A 16,769-nucleotide genomic window follows, 5' to 3' on the forward strand; every position below is an offset into this window, starting at 1 on the left:
GTCCCGGCCGCGAGGTGACACCCCCGCCCCGGAAGCCGGGTGGGGGCTGTCTCCCCGCGACCCGGGAAGTCCCCGCCCCCTCAGACGAACGCCGTCGCCACCCTGTCGCGGTACGTGCGGACCGGGGCCGCGTCGCGGTACGGCTCCAGGCGGCGTTCGAAGTCGCGGACGTACTCGACCGCGCGGACCGAACGCATCTCCGCCGCCTGGGCGGCCGCCTCCGCCGCGAGCTGGCAGGCCTGGTCGAGTTCGCCCAGCCCGAGGCGGGCGGTGGCGAGGACGACGCGGCAGAACAGGCGGCTGCGGGCGTGACCCGGCGCGCGCAGCTGCAGCGAGCGTTCGGCGTGCTGGGCCGCCGCGCGGAACTGCTGGAGGTCCCGGTGGCAGTGGCCGAACTCGTCGGCGAGCTGGGCCTCGTCGAAGGAGCGCGCCCAGTGCGGCACCTCGTCGCCGGGCCGTGCCGCGTCCAGCGCGCGTTCCGCGCGGACCAGGGCGGCCGTGCCGGCCCGTACCTCGCCGAGCACCGCGTGCCCGCGTGCCTCGGCGGCGTGCAGCAGGGCCTGGACGGCGGGCGGGACCGAGCTGCCCACGCCCTGCTGGGCGACCCGGGCGAGCTGCACGGCCTCCCGCCCGTGACCGAGGTAGACGGCCTGGCGGCTCATGGTGACCAGGACGTAGGCGCCGTACGCCCGGTCGCCGGCGGCCTGGGCCAGCCGGAGCGCCTGGACGAAGTACCGCTGGGCGAGCCCGTGCGCGGCGATGTCGTACGAGGTCCAGCCGGCCAGCCGGGTCAGGTCGGCCGCGGCGGCGAACAGCCGTCGGCCCGTCTGCTCGCCGTAGGCGCCGCGCAGCATCGGCTCCAGCTCGTGCTCCAGGTAGCGCACGAGGGCCTGGCGGGCGTGCCCGCCGCCGTACGCGTCGTCGAGGGTGCGGAAGAGCTCGCCGACGGAGCGCAGCGCGGCGATGTCGCCCCCGGTGACCCGGTGGCCGGGCGCGCGGTCGGCCGCCCCGCGCCGGCGGGCGGCGGTCTCGGCGGGGGTCACGGGCCGCGCCGGCGAGCGGCCCTGGGCGGGCACCCGTACCGGCTCGGCGCGGGCCACCTTCTCGTCGGGCCGCCCGATCAGCCAGTCCCGGCTGGGCACCACAAGCCCCGCCGAGGTGAACGCGATCTTGCGCAGCTCGGCGTGGCTGCCGGAGTCCTTGCGCCACAGCCCGCTGACGATGTCGACGGCCTCCTCGGGGGTGGCCGCGAACTCCAGCCCCGCGTAGACCGGCGCGCAGGCGTCCAGTCCGAGGTCCTGGGCGGTGAGCCGGCGTCCGAGGCGCCGGGTGAAGACCTCGGCGATCAGCGCCGGGGTCGTGCCGCGCGGCTGCTGTCCGCGCAGCCAGCGGGTGACGGAGGTCTTGTCGTATCTCAGGTCGAGCCCGTGTTCGAGACCGAGCTGGTCCACGCGACGGGCGAGTCCCGCGTTGGAGAACCCCGCTTCTGCGATGAGCGCGGCGAGCTGGCGGTTGGGGGTGCGCTGCGCGGGTCGTTCCGTCATCTGCGGTGCGGTCTCCTGCCTTCCGGCTGTTGCCCTGTCCGGATTGCCTGTGAGCAGCCCTTATGGCCGTGCGGTCGGCGCGAATGTAGCGGAGCGTGAGCACTCGGTCGCAGAGATTGACCGGCATTCATCCGATCGTGTGAGGATTGGTTCGAAGCTGACGAGCGGGGCACGGGCGGCCCTCCGGCGGCCGACCGCCGACGGCCGCCGGTCGGAGGAGTGTCGAACGGTCGTACAGTGGCGTGGGCGCGTTTCGCGCCTGACGACCTTCGAGGGAGGCGTTTGCCGTGAGTGAGGTGCGGTTCGTCCGGATGGGCTTCGGCGACGAGGCGGTGGACTACCGGGTGGCCTGGGACGAACAGCGCCGGGTGCACGCCGCACGGTTCGCCGACGAGGTGCCCGACACCGTGATCCTGCTGGAGCACCCGCCCGTCTACACCGCCGGGCGGCGCACCGAGGACAGCGAGCGGCCCCTCGACGGGACCCCCGTCATCGACGTGGACCGCGGCGGCAAGATCACCTGGCACGGGCCGGGCCAGCTGGTGGGCTACCCGATCCAGAAGCTGCCCCGCCCGGTGGACGTGGTCGCGCACGTCCGCCGCCTGGAGGAGGCGCTGATCCGCACCTGCGCGGAGTTCGGCCTGGAGACCACCCGGGTCGAGGGCCGCAGCGGGGTGTGGGTGCTGGGCGACCCGGTCGAGCGGCGCCCTGCGTGGGGGTCCCCCCGGTCGAAGGCCGGGGGAGGCCTCTGCCTGGACTTCGACCCGCGACTGCACGACGAGGAGTTCGACCCCCGGCTCAACGGCCCGGAGTACGCCCCCTCCAACGCCGGCCAGCGCCGCGAGGACCGCAAGATCGCGGCGATCGGCATCCGGGTCGCCAAGGGCGTCACGATGCACGGTTTCGCGCTGAACGTGAACCCCGACAACAAGTGGTTCGACAAGATCATCCCGTGCGGCATCCGCGACGCGGGCGTCGCCTCCCTGGCGAACGAGCTGGGCCGCGACCTCACGATCCAGGACGTGCTGCCCGTCGTGGAGCGCCACCTGAAGGACGTGCTCGAGAACGCCGAACCGACGCCGAGGGCGGTCGGGAAGGCGCCGGCGGCCGTCGGCCCGTCCGGCGCCTGAGGGCCCTCCGGGCATTCACATCGACGGGCGTACGCTTGACCACGCCGAAGAATCAATCGCTAGGAGCCGGTCGTGTCCGCAGTCGCACCCGACGGACGCAAGATGCTGCGCCTGGAGGTCCGCAACAGCCAGACCCCCATCGAGCGCAAGCCCGAGTGGATCAAGACCCGGGCGAAAATGGGCCCCGAGTACTCCAAGATGCAGAACCTGGTCAAGAGCGAGGGTCTGCACACCGTCTGCCAGGAAGCCGGCTGCCCCAACATCTACGAGTGCTGGGAGGACCGCGAGGCGACCTTCCTCATCGGCGGCGACCAGTGCACCCGGCGCTGTGACTTCTGCCAGATCGACACCGGCAAGCCCGAGGCGCTGGACCGGGACGAGCCGCGCCGCGTGGGCGAGTCGGTCGTCACGATGGACCTGAACTACGCCACCATCACCGGCGTCGCCCGCGACGACCTGGAGGACGGCGGCGCCTGGCTGTACGCGGAGACCGTGCGCCAGATCCACGCGCAGACCGCGGACCGCGCCGAGGGCCGCACCAAGGTCGAACTGCTGGCCCCCGACTTCAACGCGGTCCCCGAGCAGCTCGCGGAGGTCTTCTCCTCCCGTCCCGAGGTGTTCGCGCACAACGTGGAGACGGTCCCCCGGATCTTCAAGCGGATCCGCCCCGGCTTCCGCTACGAGCGCTCCCTGAAGGTGCTCACCGAGGCCCGTGACGTCGGCCTGGTCACCAAGTCCAACCTGATCCTCGGCATGGGCGAGACCCGCGAGGAGGTCAGCGAGGCGCTGAAGCAGCTGCACGACGCCGGCTGCGAGCTGATCACCATCACCCAGTACCTGCGCCCCTCGGTGCGCCACCACCCCGTGGAGCGCTGGGTGAAGCCGCAGGAGTTCGTGGAGCTGAAGGAGGAGGCCGAGCAGATCGGCTTCTCCGGCGTGATGTCCGGCCCGCTGGTCCGCTCCTCGTACCGGGCCGGCCGGCTGTACCGGATGGCGATCGAGAAGCGCGGCGCGTTCGTCGCCTCCCAGGCGGTCTGAGCACGGCGGCGGAGGCACCGCGGGGGCTGCCCCGCCCCCCCGCCGTCATGCTGTGAATTCACGCACAAGGCCCTACCGGCGGGTAGTGGCCGAGAGAACGCGGCCCCGGCCGTCCTCCCAGTTGAGGGCACAGGCCGGGGCCGCGTCGGCGTCCGAGGCCCCGGCGCGAGGACTTCATGCCTGTTTGACCGGTCGGTCACGCCCTGGTAACACCAGGCAGTGAGCCTGGTACCACCGCACACACCGCCATCGCCCGCCGGCATCGAGGGAGACCGTCACCATGCAGGCCGCGCCTGTCCGCGCCACCGCCATCCCGTCCCTCACCACCGCTCTGCGCGCCGTCGAGTCCCTGCTGATGAGCAGCGGCCAGCGCACCGCCCGGCGCAACGCCTGGACGTCCGTGCTGGAGGACCGCCGCCGCGCCAGGGACCGGGTCGAGGCCCAGCGCGTCCTCGACCAGAACGTGATCACCCACGGCTGAGCCCGGCCCATCCCGGACTGCCGTCGAACGCGCTCCGGGCGGCACGTAGACTTCATGCCATGGCGAGGAAGGAAACCGCAGCGGACGCTGCGAACCCCGGGCGACTGAAGCAGATCGCCCTGACCTACAAGATGACCCGCAGGGCCGACAAGAAGATCGGTCTTGTACTCGCGGCTGTCGGAATCGTCACCTTCGGTGTCTTCCTCGCGATCGGTTTCTTGATCGGGCACCCCATCTATCTCGGCATCCTGGGCTTCCTGCTCGCCTTCCTCGCGACGGCGATCGTGTTCGGCCGCCGCGCCGAGCGAGCGGCCTTCGGACAGATGGAGGGACAGCCGGGCGCCGCCGCGGCCGTGCTCGACAACATCGGCCGCGGCTGGACGACGACCCCGGCGGTCGCGATGAACCGCAACCAGGACGTGGTGCACCGCGCGGTCGGCAAGGCCGGCATCGTGCTGATCGCCGAGGGCAACCCGAACCGGGTGAAGAGCCTGCTGGCCGCCGAGAAGAAGCGGATGAACCGCATCGTCGCGGACGTCCCCGTGCACGACCTGATCGTGGGCACCGGCGAGGGCCAGGTGGAGCTGAAGAAGCTCCGCACCACCATGCTCAAGCTGCCCCGCGTCCTCACCGGCCCGCAGGTCACCGCGACCAACGACCGGCTGCGCGCGCTGGGCGACCTGATGAGCAACATGCCGCTGCCGAAGGGGCCGATGCCCAAGGGCATGAAGCTGCCGAAGGGCGGCGGTCCGCGGGGCCGCTGAGCCCCGCCCCGGACGGGACAGCACGAGGACGGGGGCGCCGGATTCCCTTCCGGCGCCCCCGTCCTCGTCCGGGCACAGGACCGGATCGGATGCAGGACCGGGTCAGATGCGGACCTCGACCGTGCGGGCCAGCCGGTCGTGCAGGCCGCGGCCGTCACGGTCCCAGATGAGCGCGGGGAGCGCGAGGCACAGCAGCACCGAGCGCAGCAGGCCGCGCAGCGGCTGCACCCGGCCGCTGTCGAGGGCGACCACCCGCAGGCCGAACAGCCGCTTGCCGGGGGTGGAGCCGACGGTGCCGACGGTCAGGACGCTCAGCACCAGGAACACCAGCAGCGCCCAGTTGCCGGTCCGGGCGTCGTAGCCGTCGGTGAACAGACCGTATGCGATCAGGAGGCACAGGCCCCAGTCCACGGCGAGGGCGCCGAGCCTGCGGCCGGGGCGTGCGATCGAGCCCGGTCCCTGTTCCGGCAGCCCCAGTTGCTCACCCCGGTAGCCGAAGTCGGCACCGGCCTCCTCCATGGCCGCGCGCGGGCCGGACAGCCACGATCCGATTGCTTGTCTGTTGTCCACCCGTCCACGGTACTGCGACCGGACATGACCGGGGGACGGCGGGGTGTGCCAGGGCTACCCTGGGAAAGGCGCTGGTTAACGTGTGCGAAACAAACGGGTCACGCCCGAGAAATGACCCGTCCCTAGGGTCGGGTGCAGCGTGTGCCCCCCGCACTGGCCGCACGAACGATCTACCACCCCGGCGGGACGGTCGGGAGTAGGAGGAGCTGGATGTTCCAGAACGCCGACGAGGCCAAGAAGTTCATCGCGGACGAGGACGTCAAGTTCGTCGACGTCCGGTTCTGCGACCTGCCGGGCGTGATGCAGCACTTCACGATCCCGGCGTCGGCCTTCGACCCGGCCGAGGAGCTGGCCTTCGACGGCTCCTCGATCCGCGGCTTCCAGGCCATCCACGAGTCCGACATGGCGCTGCTGCCCGACCTCTCCACCGCGCGGGTCGACCCCTTCCGCCGCGACAAGACGCTCAACGTCAACTTCTTCATCCACGACCCGATCACGGGCGAGCAGTACTCCCGTGACCCGCGCAACGTGGCCAAGAAGGCCGAGGCGTACCTCGCCTCCACCGGCATCGCCGACACCGCGTTCTTCGGCCCCGAGGCCGAGTTCTACGTGTTCGACAGCGTGCGCTTCAAGACCTCGGAGAACGAGTCCTTCTACCACATCGACTCCGAGGCGGGCGCCTGGAACACCGGTGCGCTGGAGGACAACCGCGGGTACAAGGTCCGCTACAAGGGCGGCTACTTCCCGGTCCCGCCGGTCGACCACTTCGCCGACCTGCGCGCCGAGATCTCCCTGGAGCTGGAGCGGGCCGGCCTGCAGGTCGAGCGCCAGCACCACGAGGTGGGCACCGCCGGCCAGGCCGAGATCAACTACAAGTTCAACACGCTGCTCGCGGCCGCCGACGACCTGCAGCTCTTCAAGTACATCGTGAAGAACGTCGCCTGGCGCAACGGCAAGACCGCGACCTTCATGCCGAAGCCGATCTTCGGTGACAACGGCTCCGGCATGCACGTCCACCAGTCGCTGTGGTCGGGCGGCGAGCCCCTCTTCTACGACGAGCAGGGCTACGCCGGGCTGTCGGACATGGCCCGCTACTACATCGGCGGCATCCTCAAGCACGCGCCGTCGCTGCTGGCCTTCACCAACCCGACGGTGAACTCCTACCACCGTCTGGTGCCGGGCTTCGAGGCGCCGATCAACCTGGTGTACTCGCAGCGCAACCGCTCCGCGGCCATGCGCATCCCGATCACCGGATCCAACCCGAAGGCCAAGCGCGTCGAGTTCCGCGCCCCGGACTCCTCCGGCAACCCGTACCTGGCCTTCTCGGCGCTGCTGCTGGCCGGCCTGGACGGCATCAAGAACAAGATCGAGCCGGCCGAGCCGATCGACAAGGACCTCTACGAGCTGGCTCCCGAGGAGCACGCCAACGTGGCCCAGGTCCCGACCTCCCTCGGCGCCGTGCTGGACCGTCTCGAGGCCGACCACGAGTTCCTCCTCCAGGGCGACGTCTTCACGCCGGACCTGATCGAGACGTGGATCGACTACAAGCGCCAGAACGAGATCGCCCCGCTGCAGCTTCGTCCGCACCCGCACGAGTTCGAGCTGTACTTCGACGTGTGACCGGACCGCGGCGCGCGTGCCGCGCCGGTCCGCACGCCGCCGCCCCCGTCCCCGGTGCGTCCGGGGACGGGGGCGGCGGCGTGCCCGGAAGGCTTCCCTCTTCGCGGCCGGGGAGGGATCCTAGTGGCGACACTGCTGTTCGAAAGAGGGTCACGGGGATGTCCGAGCGGGACGACGAGGAGCGCGAGTTCGATCTGAGGTGGGCGGACGGCGCCGAGCACAAGGAGCCCTCGGCCCGTGCGCGGATGCTCGCCGCCCGCTGGAAGGAGAACCCGCCCGGACCGGTGCCGTTCCGCGCCGAGCCGGAGCACCGGGGGTCGGCGGGACGCTCGTCGTGGGTGTCGACGGTCGTGGTGCTCGGCTGCGTCGTCGCGGTGATCGTCCTGCTCGGGTACGCCGACGTCGGGCGGTACTGACCCGGGTCAGTCGCCCCGGGCGACGGCGACCGTCGGCGGGGTCCGGGAGGCGCGCAGCGCGGGGACCGTGCCCGCGGCGGCGGTGACCAGGACGAGGGCGGCGAGGACCGCGGCGAGCTGTCCCGCCGGCACGGTGAACGGGGCGCTCACCTCGGCGACCCGCACCACCAGCCAGGAGTACGGCACGCCGAGCGCCAGGCCGAGGACGCCGCCCAGGACGCCGTGGAGCGCGCACTCCACCGTGACCATGCGGTGCACGGCCGCTCCGCCGAGGCCCAGGGCGCGCAGCAGCCCGAACTCGCGCCGGCGCTCGACCACGGTGAGGCTCGCCGTGGTGGCGACGCCGGCGACCGCCACCAGGACGGTCAGGCAGAGCAGCATCACCACCGTGGTGGCCGTCGTCCGCAGGTCGTCGTCAGGACCCGCCCGCGCGGCCGTGTCCTCGGCGACGACCCTGCCGTCCCCGCGCTCCGGTCCGGTCAGCGTCTCGGTGACGGCCCGGTGGGCGCGCGTGCGTCCCCGGGAGCCGTCCGCCGCGGCGTTGGCGGTGATCAGGGTGGGCGCGGGGGCCGCCCCCATGCGGGTGAGGTCCGCGGCGGGCACGAAGAAGTTCCCGCCGTGAGGTCCGGCGCCGGGCAGCGTCGCCGCCACGGTGAGCCGTACGGGACGGCCCTCGAACTCCAGCGTCACGCGGTCGCCCGCCTCGACGCCGAGGCGGTGCGCGTACTCGGCGTCCACCACGGCGTGCGCGGGGCCGAGCCGGCCGAGGGAGCCGGTCCGGGCGGTCAGACCGGTCCCGGAGCGGACGGTGGTGAGGTCCAGGTCGGAGACGGTCGCGCTGCGGTTTCCCTCGATCACCTCGGCCGTGCGGAAGGCGGTCACGTCGGCCAGTTCGGGGCGGGCGGCCAGGTCGGCGGCGAGCGTCCGATCCAGCGCTCCGCCCTCCCCCGCGTACAGGTGGAAGTCCGCGGGCGCCTCCAGCGTCCGCTGGTAGCGCTCGTAGGCGTCCAGGGAGGCGAGGCAGGTCAGGGTCGAGCCGACCAGGCAGACGCCGAGCGCCACCACGACCGAGACCGAGGCGGCCCGGCCGGGCGCTCCCCCGACGCCCGCGACGGCGAGGCGGCCGGTCGCCCCGGTACGGCGCAGCGCCACCGCGAGGGCCGCCAGCACCGACCGGACCAGCAGGGGGCCGAGGGCGATCAGGGCGAGGAAGGCGAGGGCGCCGGAGACCACCACGACGGTCAGCGCCGCGAACCGGTCGTACGCCGTGTCGCCCGGCTCGGGCAGTCCGGTGTACTGCTGCCGGGCGAGGAGCACGGCGCCCGCCGCGCACAGCACGCCCAGCACGGTCCGTCCGGTGCCGCTCACCGCGCTCTCCCCCGACGTCGCGGTGCGCAGGGCCTGGAGCGGGGAGACGCGGGAGGCGGTGAGGGACGGGGCCAGCACCGCCAGGACCGCGAGGAGTCCGGTGCCGAGGACGGTGAGGGCGGCCTCGGGCAGCGGGAGCGAGGCGGGGACGGACAGGTCGTGCCCGAACCGGCCGGCGACCGGGGGGACGAGCCGGGCGCAGCCCCAGGCGGCGAGCACGCCGGCCGCGCCGGCCAGCAGGCCGGCCGCCGCCCCCTCGGCGACGAGGGCCGCGGCGAGCCGCCTCGACGTGGCGCCGATGGCGCGCAGCAGCGCCAACTGGCGTACGCGGCGGGCGAAGACGATGCGGAAGGTGGAGGCGGCGACGAGCACGGCCGCGCCGACCGCGACCGCGAGGAAGACGCCGGCCAGCTCCCTCGTGTCGCTCGCGTCGGCGACGGCCTCGCGGGCCTCCTGGTCGCGCACCTCGTCCCCGGACCGTACGACCGCCCCGGGCACCGCCCGCCGGATCCGCTCCGCCGTTTCCGCGGACGCGGTGGTCGGGTCGGTGCGGAGGTCGACGCGGGCGTAGCCCGGCAGGCCGAGCAGCTTCACCAGGTCGGGGCCGGGCGCGTACCCGGTGGGTTCCGCGGCGCCGGTGGCGGTGGAGCGGACGACGCCGGTGATCTCGACCGGCACGCGCCGGGTGCTGTCGCCGTCGGGGCCGGGGAGCAGCAGGGTGAGCGACGATCCGGGGGTGAGGCCGTACGCCTCGGCGGCCCGGGTGTCGACGGCGAGCCGGCCCGGCCCGGCGGGGTAGGCGCCCTCGACCAGCCGCACCTGTGCGAGGGCGCCGGCGCCGGGGTCGGCGGAGAGGGCGAGGTAGCGTTCGGCGGCGCTGCCGCCGACCGGGGCGCCGCCGTCGGCCCGGCCGACGGCCTCGGCGACCCCGGGCGTCCCCCGGATCGCGTCCAGGCCGGCCTCGCGGATGTCCCGCGCTTCCTTGCGCGTGACGGTGAGCGACACCGCGTCGGGGGTGCCGCGGAACCGTTCGACGACGGTCGCGGTGACGATCTGCTGGGCCATGACGGCCCCGAAGACGACGAAGGCGGCGATCAGCAGCGACAGTCCGGTGGCCGCGAACCGGCCCGGCCTGCGCAGGAGTTCGGCCACCTGGGAGCCCAGGACCGTCGCGCGCCACGGGGTGCTCATCGCCGCCTCCCGAGGGCGCCGTCGGGGGTGGTGCGCTCGTCGTGCACGACGCGTCCGTCGGCGAGGGTCAGCACCCGGTCCGCGTACCGGGTGGCGGCGGGGTCGTGGGTGACCATCACGACCGTCTGGCCGAGTTCGTCGACGGCCCGGCGCAGCATGGTGAGCACCTCGGCGCCGGCCCGGGAGTCGAGGTTGCCGGTGGGTTCGTCGGCGAAGACCACGGCGGGCCGGGCCACCAGCGCCCGGGCGACGGCGACCCGCTGCTGCTGGCCGCCGGACAGCTCGGCGGGGCGGTGCGACAGCCGGTGGGCGATGCCGAGGACCCCGCACAGGTGGTCCACCAGCTCGCGGTCCGGGCGCCGGCCGGACAGGGTGACGGGCAGCACGATGTTCTCGTAGGCGGTGAGCTGCGGCAGCAGGTTGAACGACTGGAAGACGAACCCGATGCGCTTGCGGCGCACCCGGGTCAGCCGCCGGTCGGACAGCCCGGTGAGCTCCGTCCCGTCCAGGACGACGCTGCCGGAGGTGGCGGTGTCGAGTCCGGCGACGCAGTGCATCAGGGTCGACTTGCCGGACCCGGAGGGGCCGACGACGGCGGTGAACCGGGCGCGGCGGACGGCGACGGACACCCCGTCGAGGGCCCGGATCTCGTCGGTGCCCTGGCGGTAGGTCTTGACCAGGGCGGTGGTGGTGATGACGTCGTCGGGTGCGTGGCCGCGCGCGGCGGCGTGGACGGTCATGGGGGCGGTCCCTCGGTCCGGTTCAGGAGCCGAGCGGCGGCAGGGTCAGGGTGACGCCGGAGTCCGCGCAGTGTCCCCGCGCCTCTTCCTGGAGGTCCTTCACGTCCTTCGCGGACGGCGTCTCGGCGGACTTCCTGGCGGTCTCCAGCGCCCAGCCCTCGTAGTGGGAGATCTTCGCCCCGAGGTAGCCGTCCTTCATCGTGGCGCGGCGCTCGTCGCCGGTCTCCTTCCACCACTTCTCGGCCTGCGGCACCGGGCCGGTGGCGATCTCCGCGGCCTCGGTGACGATCCGCTGCGCCAGCCGGCAGTCCTCGGCGGACGCCTGGCTCAGCTCGTCGCGGTCCTGCCACCAGGACGCGCCCCCGGCGGCCAGGGCGGCGACGACCGCGGCCGCGACGGCGCCCAGGATCAGGCGGTTGCGCTTGCGGTGGGGCCGGGTCGCGGGCGTGGTGGTCGTGGTGGCCATGAGGTCCTCCGTGTCTTCTCTCCGCCGCGTCCCGCGGCACTGGGAGAAGTCTGGGATCCCGGGGCCTTCCGCGGATCGGCCACGGATCCGAGACCGAAGGCGGCCGGTCCGGTACGCCGGACGGGGCGCCTTCTGCGCCCGAGGGGGCAGAGGGCGGGTGCACCTCTGCCCCCTGAGGGGGAGGCGGCTCACGCGGAGGGGCGGACCAGTCCGGACTCGTAGGCGAAGACGACGGCCTGGGCGCGGTCCCGCAGGTGCAGCTTGGCCATGAGGTTGCCCAGGTGCGTCTTCACCGTGGCCTCCGCGACGTACAGTTCGGCCGCGATCTCGGCGTTGGACAGGCCCCGGGCGACCAGGCCGAGCACGTCCCGTTCGCGGCCGGTGAGCTGCTCCAGCCGTTCGGCCTGTCCGTTCGCCGGGGCGAGCCGGTCCGAGACCCGGTCGAGGAGCAGCCGGGTGATGCGCGGGGCCACCACGGACTCGCCCGCGGCCAGGACGCGGATGGCGTGGACGACCTCGTCGGCGGGGGCGTTCTTCAGCAGGAAGCCGCCGGCTCCGGCGCGCAGGGCCGCGAAGGCGTCCTCCTCGTCGTCGAAGGTGGTGAGCACCAGCACGCCGGGCGCGTCCTCCCGGCGCGTCAGCCGTTCGGTGGCCTGGATGCCGTCCATGACCGGCATGCGGATGTCCATGATGACGACGTCCGCCGCCACCGTGTCGAGCAGGTCGAGGGCCTGCCGCCCGTTCTCCGCCTCGCCGACGACCTCGATGTCGTCCTGGCCGGCCAGCACCATGGAGAAGCCGGCCCGGATGAGCGGCTGGTCGTCCACCACGGCCACCCGGATCGGCCTGTCGGTCCCTGTCATCGCTTCGTCCTCACCGGTATCGAGGCACGCACGTGCCATCCGCTGCCGAGCCGGGGGCCCGCCTCGAAGGCGCCGCCGGTCAGTTCCACCCGTTCGCGCATCCCCACCAGTCCGTTCCCCCCGGACGCCCCGGCGGCGGCCCGGCCCGCGAGGGCGCCGGCCCCGTCGTCGGTCACGTCGATCAGCAGGGCGCCGTCCTCCTCGCGGACGCGGATGTCGACCGCCGCCCCGGCCCCGGCGTGCCGGAGCACGTTGGTGAGGCACTCCTGGACGATGCGGAAGGCCGTCATCTCCTCCGCCGGCGACAGCCGTCCCCCGGCCACGTCGACCGAGAGGTCCACGGTCAGTCCGGCGGTCCGCGCGCGGTCCGCGACGACCGCGATCTCGTCGAGGGTGACCAGCCGCCGGTCCTCCCCCGCGCCGTCGGCCTCCGGCTGTCCCTCGCGCAGCACCCGCACGATGCGGTGCATGTCGTCGATGGCGTCCCGGCCCGTCGCGGCGATGGTCTTCAGCGCGGACTCCGCCCTGTCGGGCGACTTGCGCAGCACGGCCCCGGCGCCGTCGGCCTGGAGGATCATCACGGCCAGGCTGTGCGCCACCACGTCGTGCAGTTCCCGGGCGATCTCGGCCCGTTCGCGGGCCGCGGCCAGCCGGACGCGCTGCTCCTGCTCCCGCTCGGCGTGCCGGGCGCGGGCGGCCTGGCTCTCGGCGTAGAGGCGCCGCGTGAGGAGGGCGAAGGCGGTGAGCCAGACCGTCAGCGTCAGGCCCCAGCAGACGAGCAGCGTCCCGCCGTCGGTGAACGGCTCGGCGCCCAGGAGCGGCGGCCCGACCGCGGTCGCCGCCGTCGCCAGCAGCACCACGCCGCCCGCGGCGTACGGCGTCCAGGCGGTCCGGGAGTGGTGGACGACCGACATCATGGCGAACAGCACGGCCACGTCGTACGCGGCGGGCGCGGACGCCGGCGGGGTGGCGGCGTACGGCTCGTACAGGAGGAACTGCACGAGGGCCAGCGTCAGGACGACCGCCATCACGGTGACCGGGTGCTTCCTGCGGGCCAGCAGGGCGAGCGCCATCAGGGCGCCCAGGAGCAGGTCGTGGTCACCGGTGTAGCGCTGTGCCGCCAGCAGGACCACCAGGGCGAGCGCGACGTCGATCGCGCGGCCCAGGGCGCGTGCGTACCGGCCGGACGGCGTGATCCACGGGACCGGGACCGTGCTCTCCTCGGCCAACGGCCCTCCCTCTCTCCTCCGCCGGGCGCGGCCGGACAAGTGCCGCTCGGCCCGGGCGGCTTCGGGGCGGGTGGCACCCCGCCGCCGCCCATACTGCCTCAGCCGCGGCGGGTCACGGCACGCCGGTGCCGGGCGCCCCGCGCTGGGGGCGCCCGGCACCGGTCCTGTGCTCAGCGGTTGTCGCTCACCGGCCGCCGCTCAGCGGTTGTAGCGCATGAACGCCCGGACCATGTGGCACGTGGTGTCCGACGGCGGGTGGACGCCGATCAGCTCGGCGGCGCCGCGGATCGTCTCGTCGCGCGCCTGGCTCGGCAGGTAGACGCCGGAGTCGAGCAGGGCGATGGCGAGGCGCATCGCCTTCAGCCGGCGGTTGTGGGTGATGTACCACGCGCGCGGACGGCCCGGCGGCAGCGGGCGCTTCTGCACCGGGGCGCAGGGCAGTTCGAGCGGCACGGGTCGCTTCGCGGTGGACTGGGTGGGCAGGGGCTTCGGCTTGAGTGCGGCAGCGGGCACGGGCATCCTCCTGTCGCGGTCGGGGCCGTCCTCCGGGGTCCACGGCGACCTCGGCAACTCCCTCGAACACTTCCCTCATTCTACGGTCTGCCACCGACAATCGACAGGCTCGCTTCGGCCATCAAATGCGCAGGTGAGGTTGGGTTTTGAGGGGCCGGGACGGGTGGTGCGCGAGAGGTGTGCGGACGGGTCGGAAATTCGAACAGACGGGGTCCGGGCGTACCGTGTACGGCATGGAGATCTGGATCAACCCGGCCTGTTCCAAGTGCCGCAGCGCGATCAGCCTGCTCGACGCGGAGGGGGCGGAGTACACCGTCCGCCGTTACCTGGAGGACGTGCCGGGCGAGGACGAGATCCGGGAGGTCCTGGAGCGGCTCGGACTGGAGCCGTGGGACATCACCCGGACGCAGGAGGCGGCGGCCGAGGAGCTGGGACTCAAGGAGTGGCCGCGGGACGCCGGCGCGCGGGACCGCTGGATCGCGGCGCTGGCCGCGCACCCGAAGCTGATCCAGCGGCCCGTCATCACCGCGGACGACGGGACGGCGGTGGTGGCCCGCACGGAGGAGGCCGTGCGGGACGCCCTGTCCCGCCGAGGGCGCCCCGACTCAACACCCCTGTGACGCAGGCCACTTCGGCGGCTTGGGCCGGTCCCTGAGCAACCGCGTCCGGTATCTCGTACATAGCGGCGTACGCTCCCCCGATCCTCTTGGAGGCGCGCATGTCGCGCAGGAGAAGTCTCGGCCCGAAGAAGAAGCTCGCGTTGCTGCTGAGCGCGGCCACGGTGGCGGGCGGCGGCGCCTTCGTCATGGCGACCACGTCCAACGCCGCCCCGCCGTCGGCCGCCACCAGGTCCGCGGCGGACTCGACGGTCTGCCAGGGGCTGGCCACCGCGCTCGGCAACAACGAGCGGTTCATCGCGGGTCAGCGGGCCGACCCCGACGCCCGGTCCGAGGCGCGGATCGCCAACCGCGAGGCGGTCATCGCGCAGATCGAGGTGCAGCAGGAGGCGTCCGGGTGCACGGTGGGGGAGTCGGCTCAGGGCTCCCAGCCCGCGCAGCCGGGGCCGTCCGCCCCGTCGCAGCCCGCCGCGGGCGGCCGGGACGGGCAGGCGGGGCAGGACGCGCAGCCGGGGCAGGACGGCGGCGGGGCCGCCGCCGGTGAGCAGGTGTGCAACGGCTCGACCGTCACCCTGTCCGGCGAGCCCGGCGCCCCGGCCGCGTCCAGCGACCGGTTCCCGGCCGGCACGAAGCTGCGGGTGACGAACCTGGACAACGGCAGGTCCACGACGGTGGAGGTCACCTCGGTGTCCGGCAGTTGCGTGCTGCTGAACGACGCGGCCTTCGAGCAGGTCCGCGAGCCGGGCAGGTTCCTGATCCGCCGGGCCCTGATCGAGAAGGTGGGGTGAGGTCCGCGCACGCGGGGTGAGGTCCGGCATGCCCGGGCGGGCCCGCCGCTCCCGGCCGGAGCGACGGGCCCGCCCGCGTGACGCACAAGGGCTTCCTCACGTCCCCTCGCATGCACCCGGCCCCCTCCCCCGCCCCCTCACGGAGTGGGGCCGGGCGCCCGGGCATCCGGTAACACGGGGTTCACACAGGGGCAATGGACGGGAAATCGCCCGTTGACACGCTGCGGGACATCGCCGGCGGCGCCCCCGTGCCGCAGCGCCGCAGCATCCGCACCGAGCGCCCAGACCCACCCCGAAGGATGTGGACCGTGAGCTTCAAGGCCGAGTACATCTGGATCGACGGCACCGAGCCGACCGCCAAGCTGCGGTCCAAGACGAAGATCCTGGGCGACGACGCGAAAGGCGCCGGCCTGCCGGTCTGGGGCTTCGACGGGTCCTCCACCAACCAGGCCAAGGGCCACGCCTCCGACCGCGTGCTCAAGCCGGTCTTCGTCTGCCCGGACCCGATCCGCGGCGGCGACGACGTCCTGGTGCTGTGCGAGGTCCTGAACACCGACATGACGCCGCACGAGTCGAACACCCGCGCGGCGCTGGCCGAGGTCGCCGAGAGGTTCGCGGCGCAGGAGCCGGTCTTCGGCATCGAGCAGGAGTACACCTTCTTCAAGGACGCCTACCCGCTGGGCTTCCCCAAGGGCGGCTTCCCGGCCCCGCAGGGCGGCTACTACTGCGGTGTCGGCTCCGACGAGATCTTCGGCCGTGACGTCGTCGAGGCGCACCTGGACAACTGCCTGCGGGCGGGCCTGGGCATCTCCGGCATCAACGCCGAGGTCATGCCCGGCCAGTGGGAGTTCCAGGTCGGCCCGCTGGCCCCGCTGGAGGTCGCCGACCAGCTGTGGGTGGCCCGCTGGCTGCTCTACCGCACCGCGGAGGACTTCGGCGTCGCCGCCACCCTCGACCCCAAGCCGGTCAAGGGCGACTGGAACGGCGCGGGCGCGCACACCAACTTCTCCACCAGGGCGATGCGCGAGTCCTACGACGCGATCATCACCGCGTGCGAGTCGCTCGGGGAGGGCTCCAAGCCGCTGGACCACGTCAAGAACTACGGCGCCGGCATCGACGACCGCCTCACCGGCCTGCACGAGACCGCCCCGTGGAACGAGTACTCCTACGGCGTCTCGGACCGCGGCGCCTCGGTGCGCATCCCGTGGCAGGTCGAGCAGGACGGCAAGGGCTACATCGAGGACCGCCGCCCCAACGCCAACGTCGACCCGTACGTGGTGACCCGTCTGCTGGTCGACACCTGCTGCACCGCGCTGGAGAAGGCCGGCCAGGTCTGACCGGCGCCGCAGGCCCGGCCCGGAGTTCCGTGACGCCGTCCGCACCGTGCGCCGGGCCGGCCGCGCGCACGTGCCGCCGGTGCGGCGCCGAGCG

Annotated in this window: 17 protein-coding genes; 9 read left to right on the forward strand and 8 right to left on the reverse strand. The window is 73.5% G+C overall.

Features of this window, described 5'->3' with window-relative positions; all coding sequences use genetic code 11:
* Window positions 1–80: 80 nt before the first annotated feature.
* A complete protein-coding gene (locus ACWH4W_RS30215; RefSeq protein ID WP_473078978.1) occupies window positions 81–1,544 on the reverse strand; it encodes an NsdA family TPR-like regulatory protein in 1,464 nt (487 codons plus the stop codon).
* A gap of 287 nt (window positions 1,545–1,831) precedes the next feature.
* Between ACWH4W_RS30215 and lipB the strand changes: the two genes are divergently transcribed.
* The 4 genes from lipB (at window position 1,832) to ACWH4W_RS30235 (ending at window position 4,957) form a co-directional block, all read left to right on the forward strand.
* Complete coding sequence (gene lipB, locus ACWH4W_RS30220; RefSeq protein ID WP_473078979.1) at window positions 1,832–2,674, forward strand: lipoyl(octanoyl) transferase LipB; 843 nt, start codon at window positions 1,832–1,834, stop codon at window positions 2,672–2,674.
* 72 nt (window positions 2,675–2,746) lie between these two features.
* Window positions 2,747–3,712, forward strand: a complete 966-nt coding sequence (lipA, locus tag ACWH4W_RS30225; protein WP_473078980.1) for a lipoyl synthase — start codon at window positions 2,747–2,749, stop codon at window positions 3,710–3,712.
* A gap of 280 nt (window positions 3,713–3,992) precedes the next feature.
* A complete protein-coding gene (locus ACWH4W_RS30230) occupies window positions 3,993–4,193 on the forward strand; it encodes an SCO2195 family GlnR-regulated protein (RefSeq protein ID WP_473078981.1) in 201 nt (66 codons plus the stop codon).
* 59 nt (window positions 4,194–4,252) lie between these two features.
* On the forward strand, window positions 4,253–4,957 hold the full coding sequence (locus ACWH4W_RS30235; protein ID WP_471588281.1) for a DUF4191 domain-containing protein: 705 nt from the start codon (window positions 4,253–4,255) through the stop codon (window positions 4,955–4,957).
* Between the two features lie 102 nt (window positions 4,958–5,059).
* Here ACWH4W_RS30235 and ACWH4W_RS30240 read toward each other — a convergent pair whose 3' ends face one another.
* Complete coding sequence (locus ACWH4W_RS30240) at window positions 5,060–5,527, reverse strand: RDD family protein (RefSeq protein WP_473078982.1); 468 nt, start codon at window positions 5,525–5,527, stop codon at window positions 5,060–5,062.
* Window positions 5,528–5,737: 210 nt separating this feature from the next.
* Between ACWH4W_RS30240 and glnA the strand changes: the two genes are divergently transcribed.
* Together glnA and ACWH4W_RS30250 are read left to right on the forward strand one after the other, a co-directional pair.
* On the forward strand, window positions 5,738–7,147 hold the full coding sequence (gene glnA, locus ACWH4W_RS30245) for a type I glutamate--ammonia ligase (protein ID WP_473078983.1): 1,410 nt from the start codon (window positions 5,738–5,740) through the stop codon (window positions 7,145–7,147).
* A gap of 158 nt (window positions 7,148–7,305) precedes the next feature.
* Window positions 7,306–7,563: an SCO2583/SCO2584 N-terminal domain-containing protein gene (locus tag ACWH4W_RS30250; protein ID WP_473078984.1), complete on the forward strand. Its 258-nt coding sequence runs from the start codon at window positions 7,306–7,308 to the stop codon at window positions 7,561–7,563.
* Between the two features lie 6 nt (window positions 7,564–7,569).
* Here the strand turns inward: ACWH4W_RS30250 and ACWH4W_RS30255 are convergent, their stop codons facing one another.
* The 6 genes from ACWH4W_RS30255 to ACWH4W_RS30280 form a co-directional block, all read right to left on the reverse strand.
* A complete protein-coding gene (locus ACWH4W_RS30255; protein WP_473078985.1) occupies window positions 7,570–10,122 on the reverse strand; it encodes an FtsX-like permease family protein in 2,553 nt (850 codons plus the stop codon).
* On the reverse strand, window positions 10,119–10,862 hold the full coding sequence (locus tag ACWH4W_RS30260) for an ABC transporter ATP-binding protein (protein ID WP_473078986.1): 744 nt from the start codon (window positions 10,860–10,862) through the stop codon (window positions 10,119–10,121). Before ACWH4W_RS30260 ends, ACWH4W_RS30255 begins: the two co-directional genes overlap by 4 nt.
* Window positions 10,863–10,884: 22 nt before the next feature.
* Entirely contained in the window at window positions 10,885–11,328 is a 444-nt protein-coding gene (locus ACWH4W_RS30265) for a hypothetical protein (RefSeq protein ID WP_473078987.1), read from the reverse strand.
* Between the two features lie 188 nt (window positions 11,329–11,516).
* The gene (locus ACWH4W_RS30270; RefSeq protein ID WP_473078988.1) at window positions 11,517–12,191 is read right to left on the reverse strand and encodes a response regulator; all 675 of its coding nucleotides are present in this window, start codon (window positions 12,189–12,191) and stop codon (window positions 11,517–11,519) included.
* On the reverse strand, window positions 12,188–13,420 hold the full coding sequence (locus ACWH4W_RS30275; RefSeq protein WP_473078989.1) for a sensor histidine kinase: 1,233 nt from the start codon (window positions 13,418–13,420) through the stop codon (window positions 12,188–12,190). Before ACWH4W_RS30275 ends, ACWH4W_RS30270 begins: the two co-directional genes overlap by 4 nt.
* Before the next feature lie 198 nt (window positions 13,421–13,618).
* Window positions 13,619–13,933 (reverse strand): hypothetical protein, encoded by a 315-nt coding sequence (locus ACWH4W_RS30280; protein ID WP_473078990.1) that lies wholly within the window; start codon window positions 13,931–13,933, stop codon window positions 13,619–13,621.
* A 233-nt stretch (window positions 13,934–14,166) separates the two neighbouring features.
* Here ACWH4W_RS30280 and ACWH4W_RS30285 point away from each other — a divergent pair, with 233 nt between their 5' ends.
* The 3 genes from ACWH4W_RS30285 to glnII all read left to right on the forward strand — a co-directional run bounded on the left by ACWH4W_RS30285 (window position 14,167) and on the right by glnII (window position 16,675).
* Window positions 14,167–14,553: an arsenate reductase family protein gene (locus ACWH4W_RS30285; RefSeq protein WP_473078991.1), complete on the forward strand. Its 387-nt coding sequence runs from the start codon at window positions 14,167–14,169 to the stop codon at window positions 14,551–14,553.
* 98 nt (window positions 14,554–14,651) lie between these two features.
* Window positions 14,652–15,338 carry an RlpA-like double-psi beta-barrel domain-containing protein gene (locus ACWH4W_RS30290; protein ID WP_473078992.1) on the forward strand — a complete coding sequence of 229 codons (687 nt, stop codon included), beginning with the start codon at window positions 14,652–14,654 and terminating at the stop codon, window positions 15,336–15,338.
* Window positions 15,339–15,646: 308 nt separating this feature from the next.
* Window positions 15,647–16,675: a glutamine synthetase gene (glnII, locus tag ACWH4W_RS30295; RefSeq protein WP_473078993.1), complete on the forward strand. Its 1,029-nt coding sequence runs from the start codon at window positions 15,647–15,649 to the stop codon at window positions 16,673–16,675.
* Window positions 16,676–16,769 lie beyond the last annotated feature (94 nt).

The organism is Streptomyces sp. DSM 120436, from assembly GCF_055778765.1.

What these genes read in the sequence shown, in the direction of transcription:
- glnA (WP_473078983.1), top strand. Translation starts at nt 5,738, where the DNA reads ATGTTCCAGAACGCCGACGAGGCCAAGAAGTTCATCGCGGACGAGGAC.
- ACWH4W_RS30215 (WP_473078978.1), bottom strand. Translation starts at nt 1,544, where the DNA reads ATGACGGAACGACCCGCGCAGCGCACCCCCAACCGCCAGCTCGCCGCG.
- ACWH4W_RS30250 (WP_473078984.1), top strand. Translation starts at nt 7,306, where the DNA reads ATGTCCGAGCGGGACGACGAGGAGCGCGAGTTCGATCTGAGGTGGGCG.
- ACWH4W_RS30255 (WP_473078985.1), bottom strand. Translation starts at nt 10,122, where the DNA reads ATGAGCACCCCGTGGCGCGCGACGGTCCTGGGCTCCCAGGTGGCCGAA.
- ACWH4W_RS30260 (WP_473078986.1), bottom strand. Translation starts at nt 10,862, where the DNA reads ATGACCGTCCACGCCGCCGCGCGCGGCCACGCACCCGACGACGTCATC.
- ACWH4W_RS30285 (WP_473078991.1), top strand. Translation starts at nt 14,167, where the DNA reads ATGGAGATCTGGATCAACCCGGCCTGTTCCAAGTGCCGCAGCGCGATC.
- ACWH4W_RS30230 (WP_473078981.1), top strand. Translation starts at nt 3,993, where the DNA reads ATGCAGGCCGCGCCTGTCCGCGCCACCGCCATCCCGTCCCTCACCACC.
- ACWH4W_RS30235 (WP_471588281.1), top strand. Translation starts at nt 4,253, where the DNA reads ATGGCGAGGAAGGAAACCGCAGCGGACGCTGCGAACCCCGGGCGACTG.
- ACWH4W_RS30270 (WP_473078988.1), bottom strand. Translation starts at nt 12,191, where the DNA reads ATGACAGGGACCGACAGGCCGATCCGGGTGGCCGTGGTGGACGACCAG.
- ACWH4W_RS30265 (WP_473078987.1), bottom strand. Translation starts at nt 11,328, where the DNA reads ATGGCCACCACGACCACCACGCCCGCGACCCGGCCCCACCGCAAGCGC.
- ACWH4W_RS30290 (WP_473078992.1), top strand. Translation starts at nt 14,652, where the DNA reads ATGTCGCGCAGGAGAAGTCTCGGCCCGAAGAAGAAGCTCGCGTTGCTG.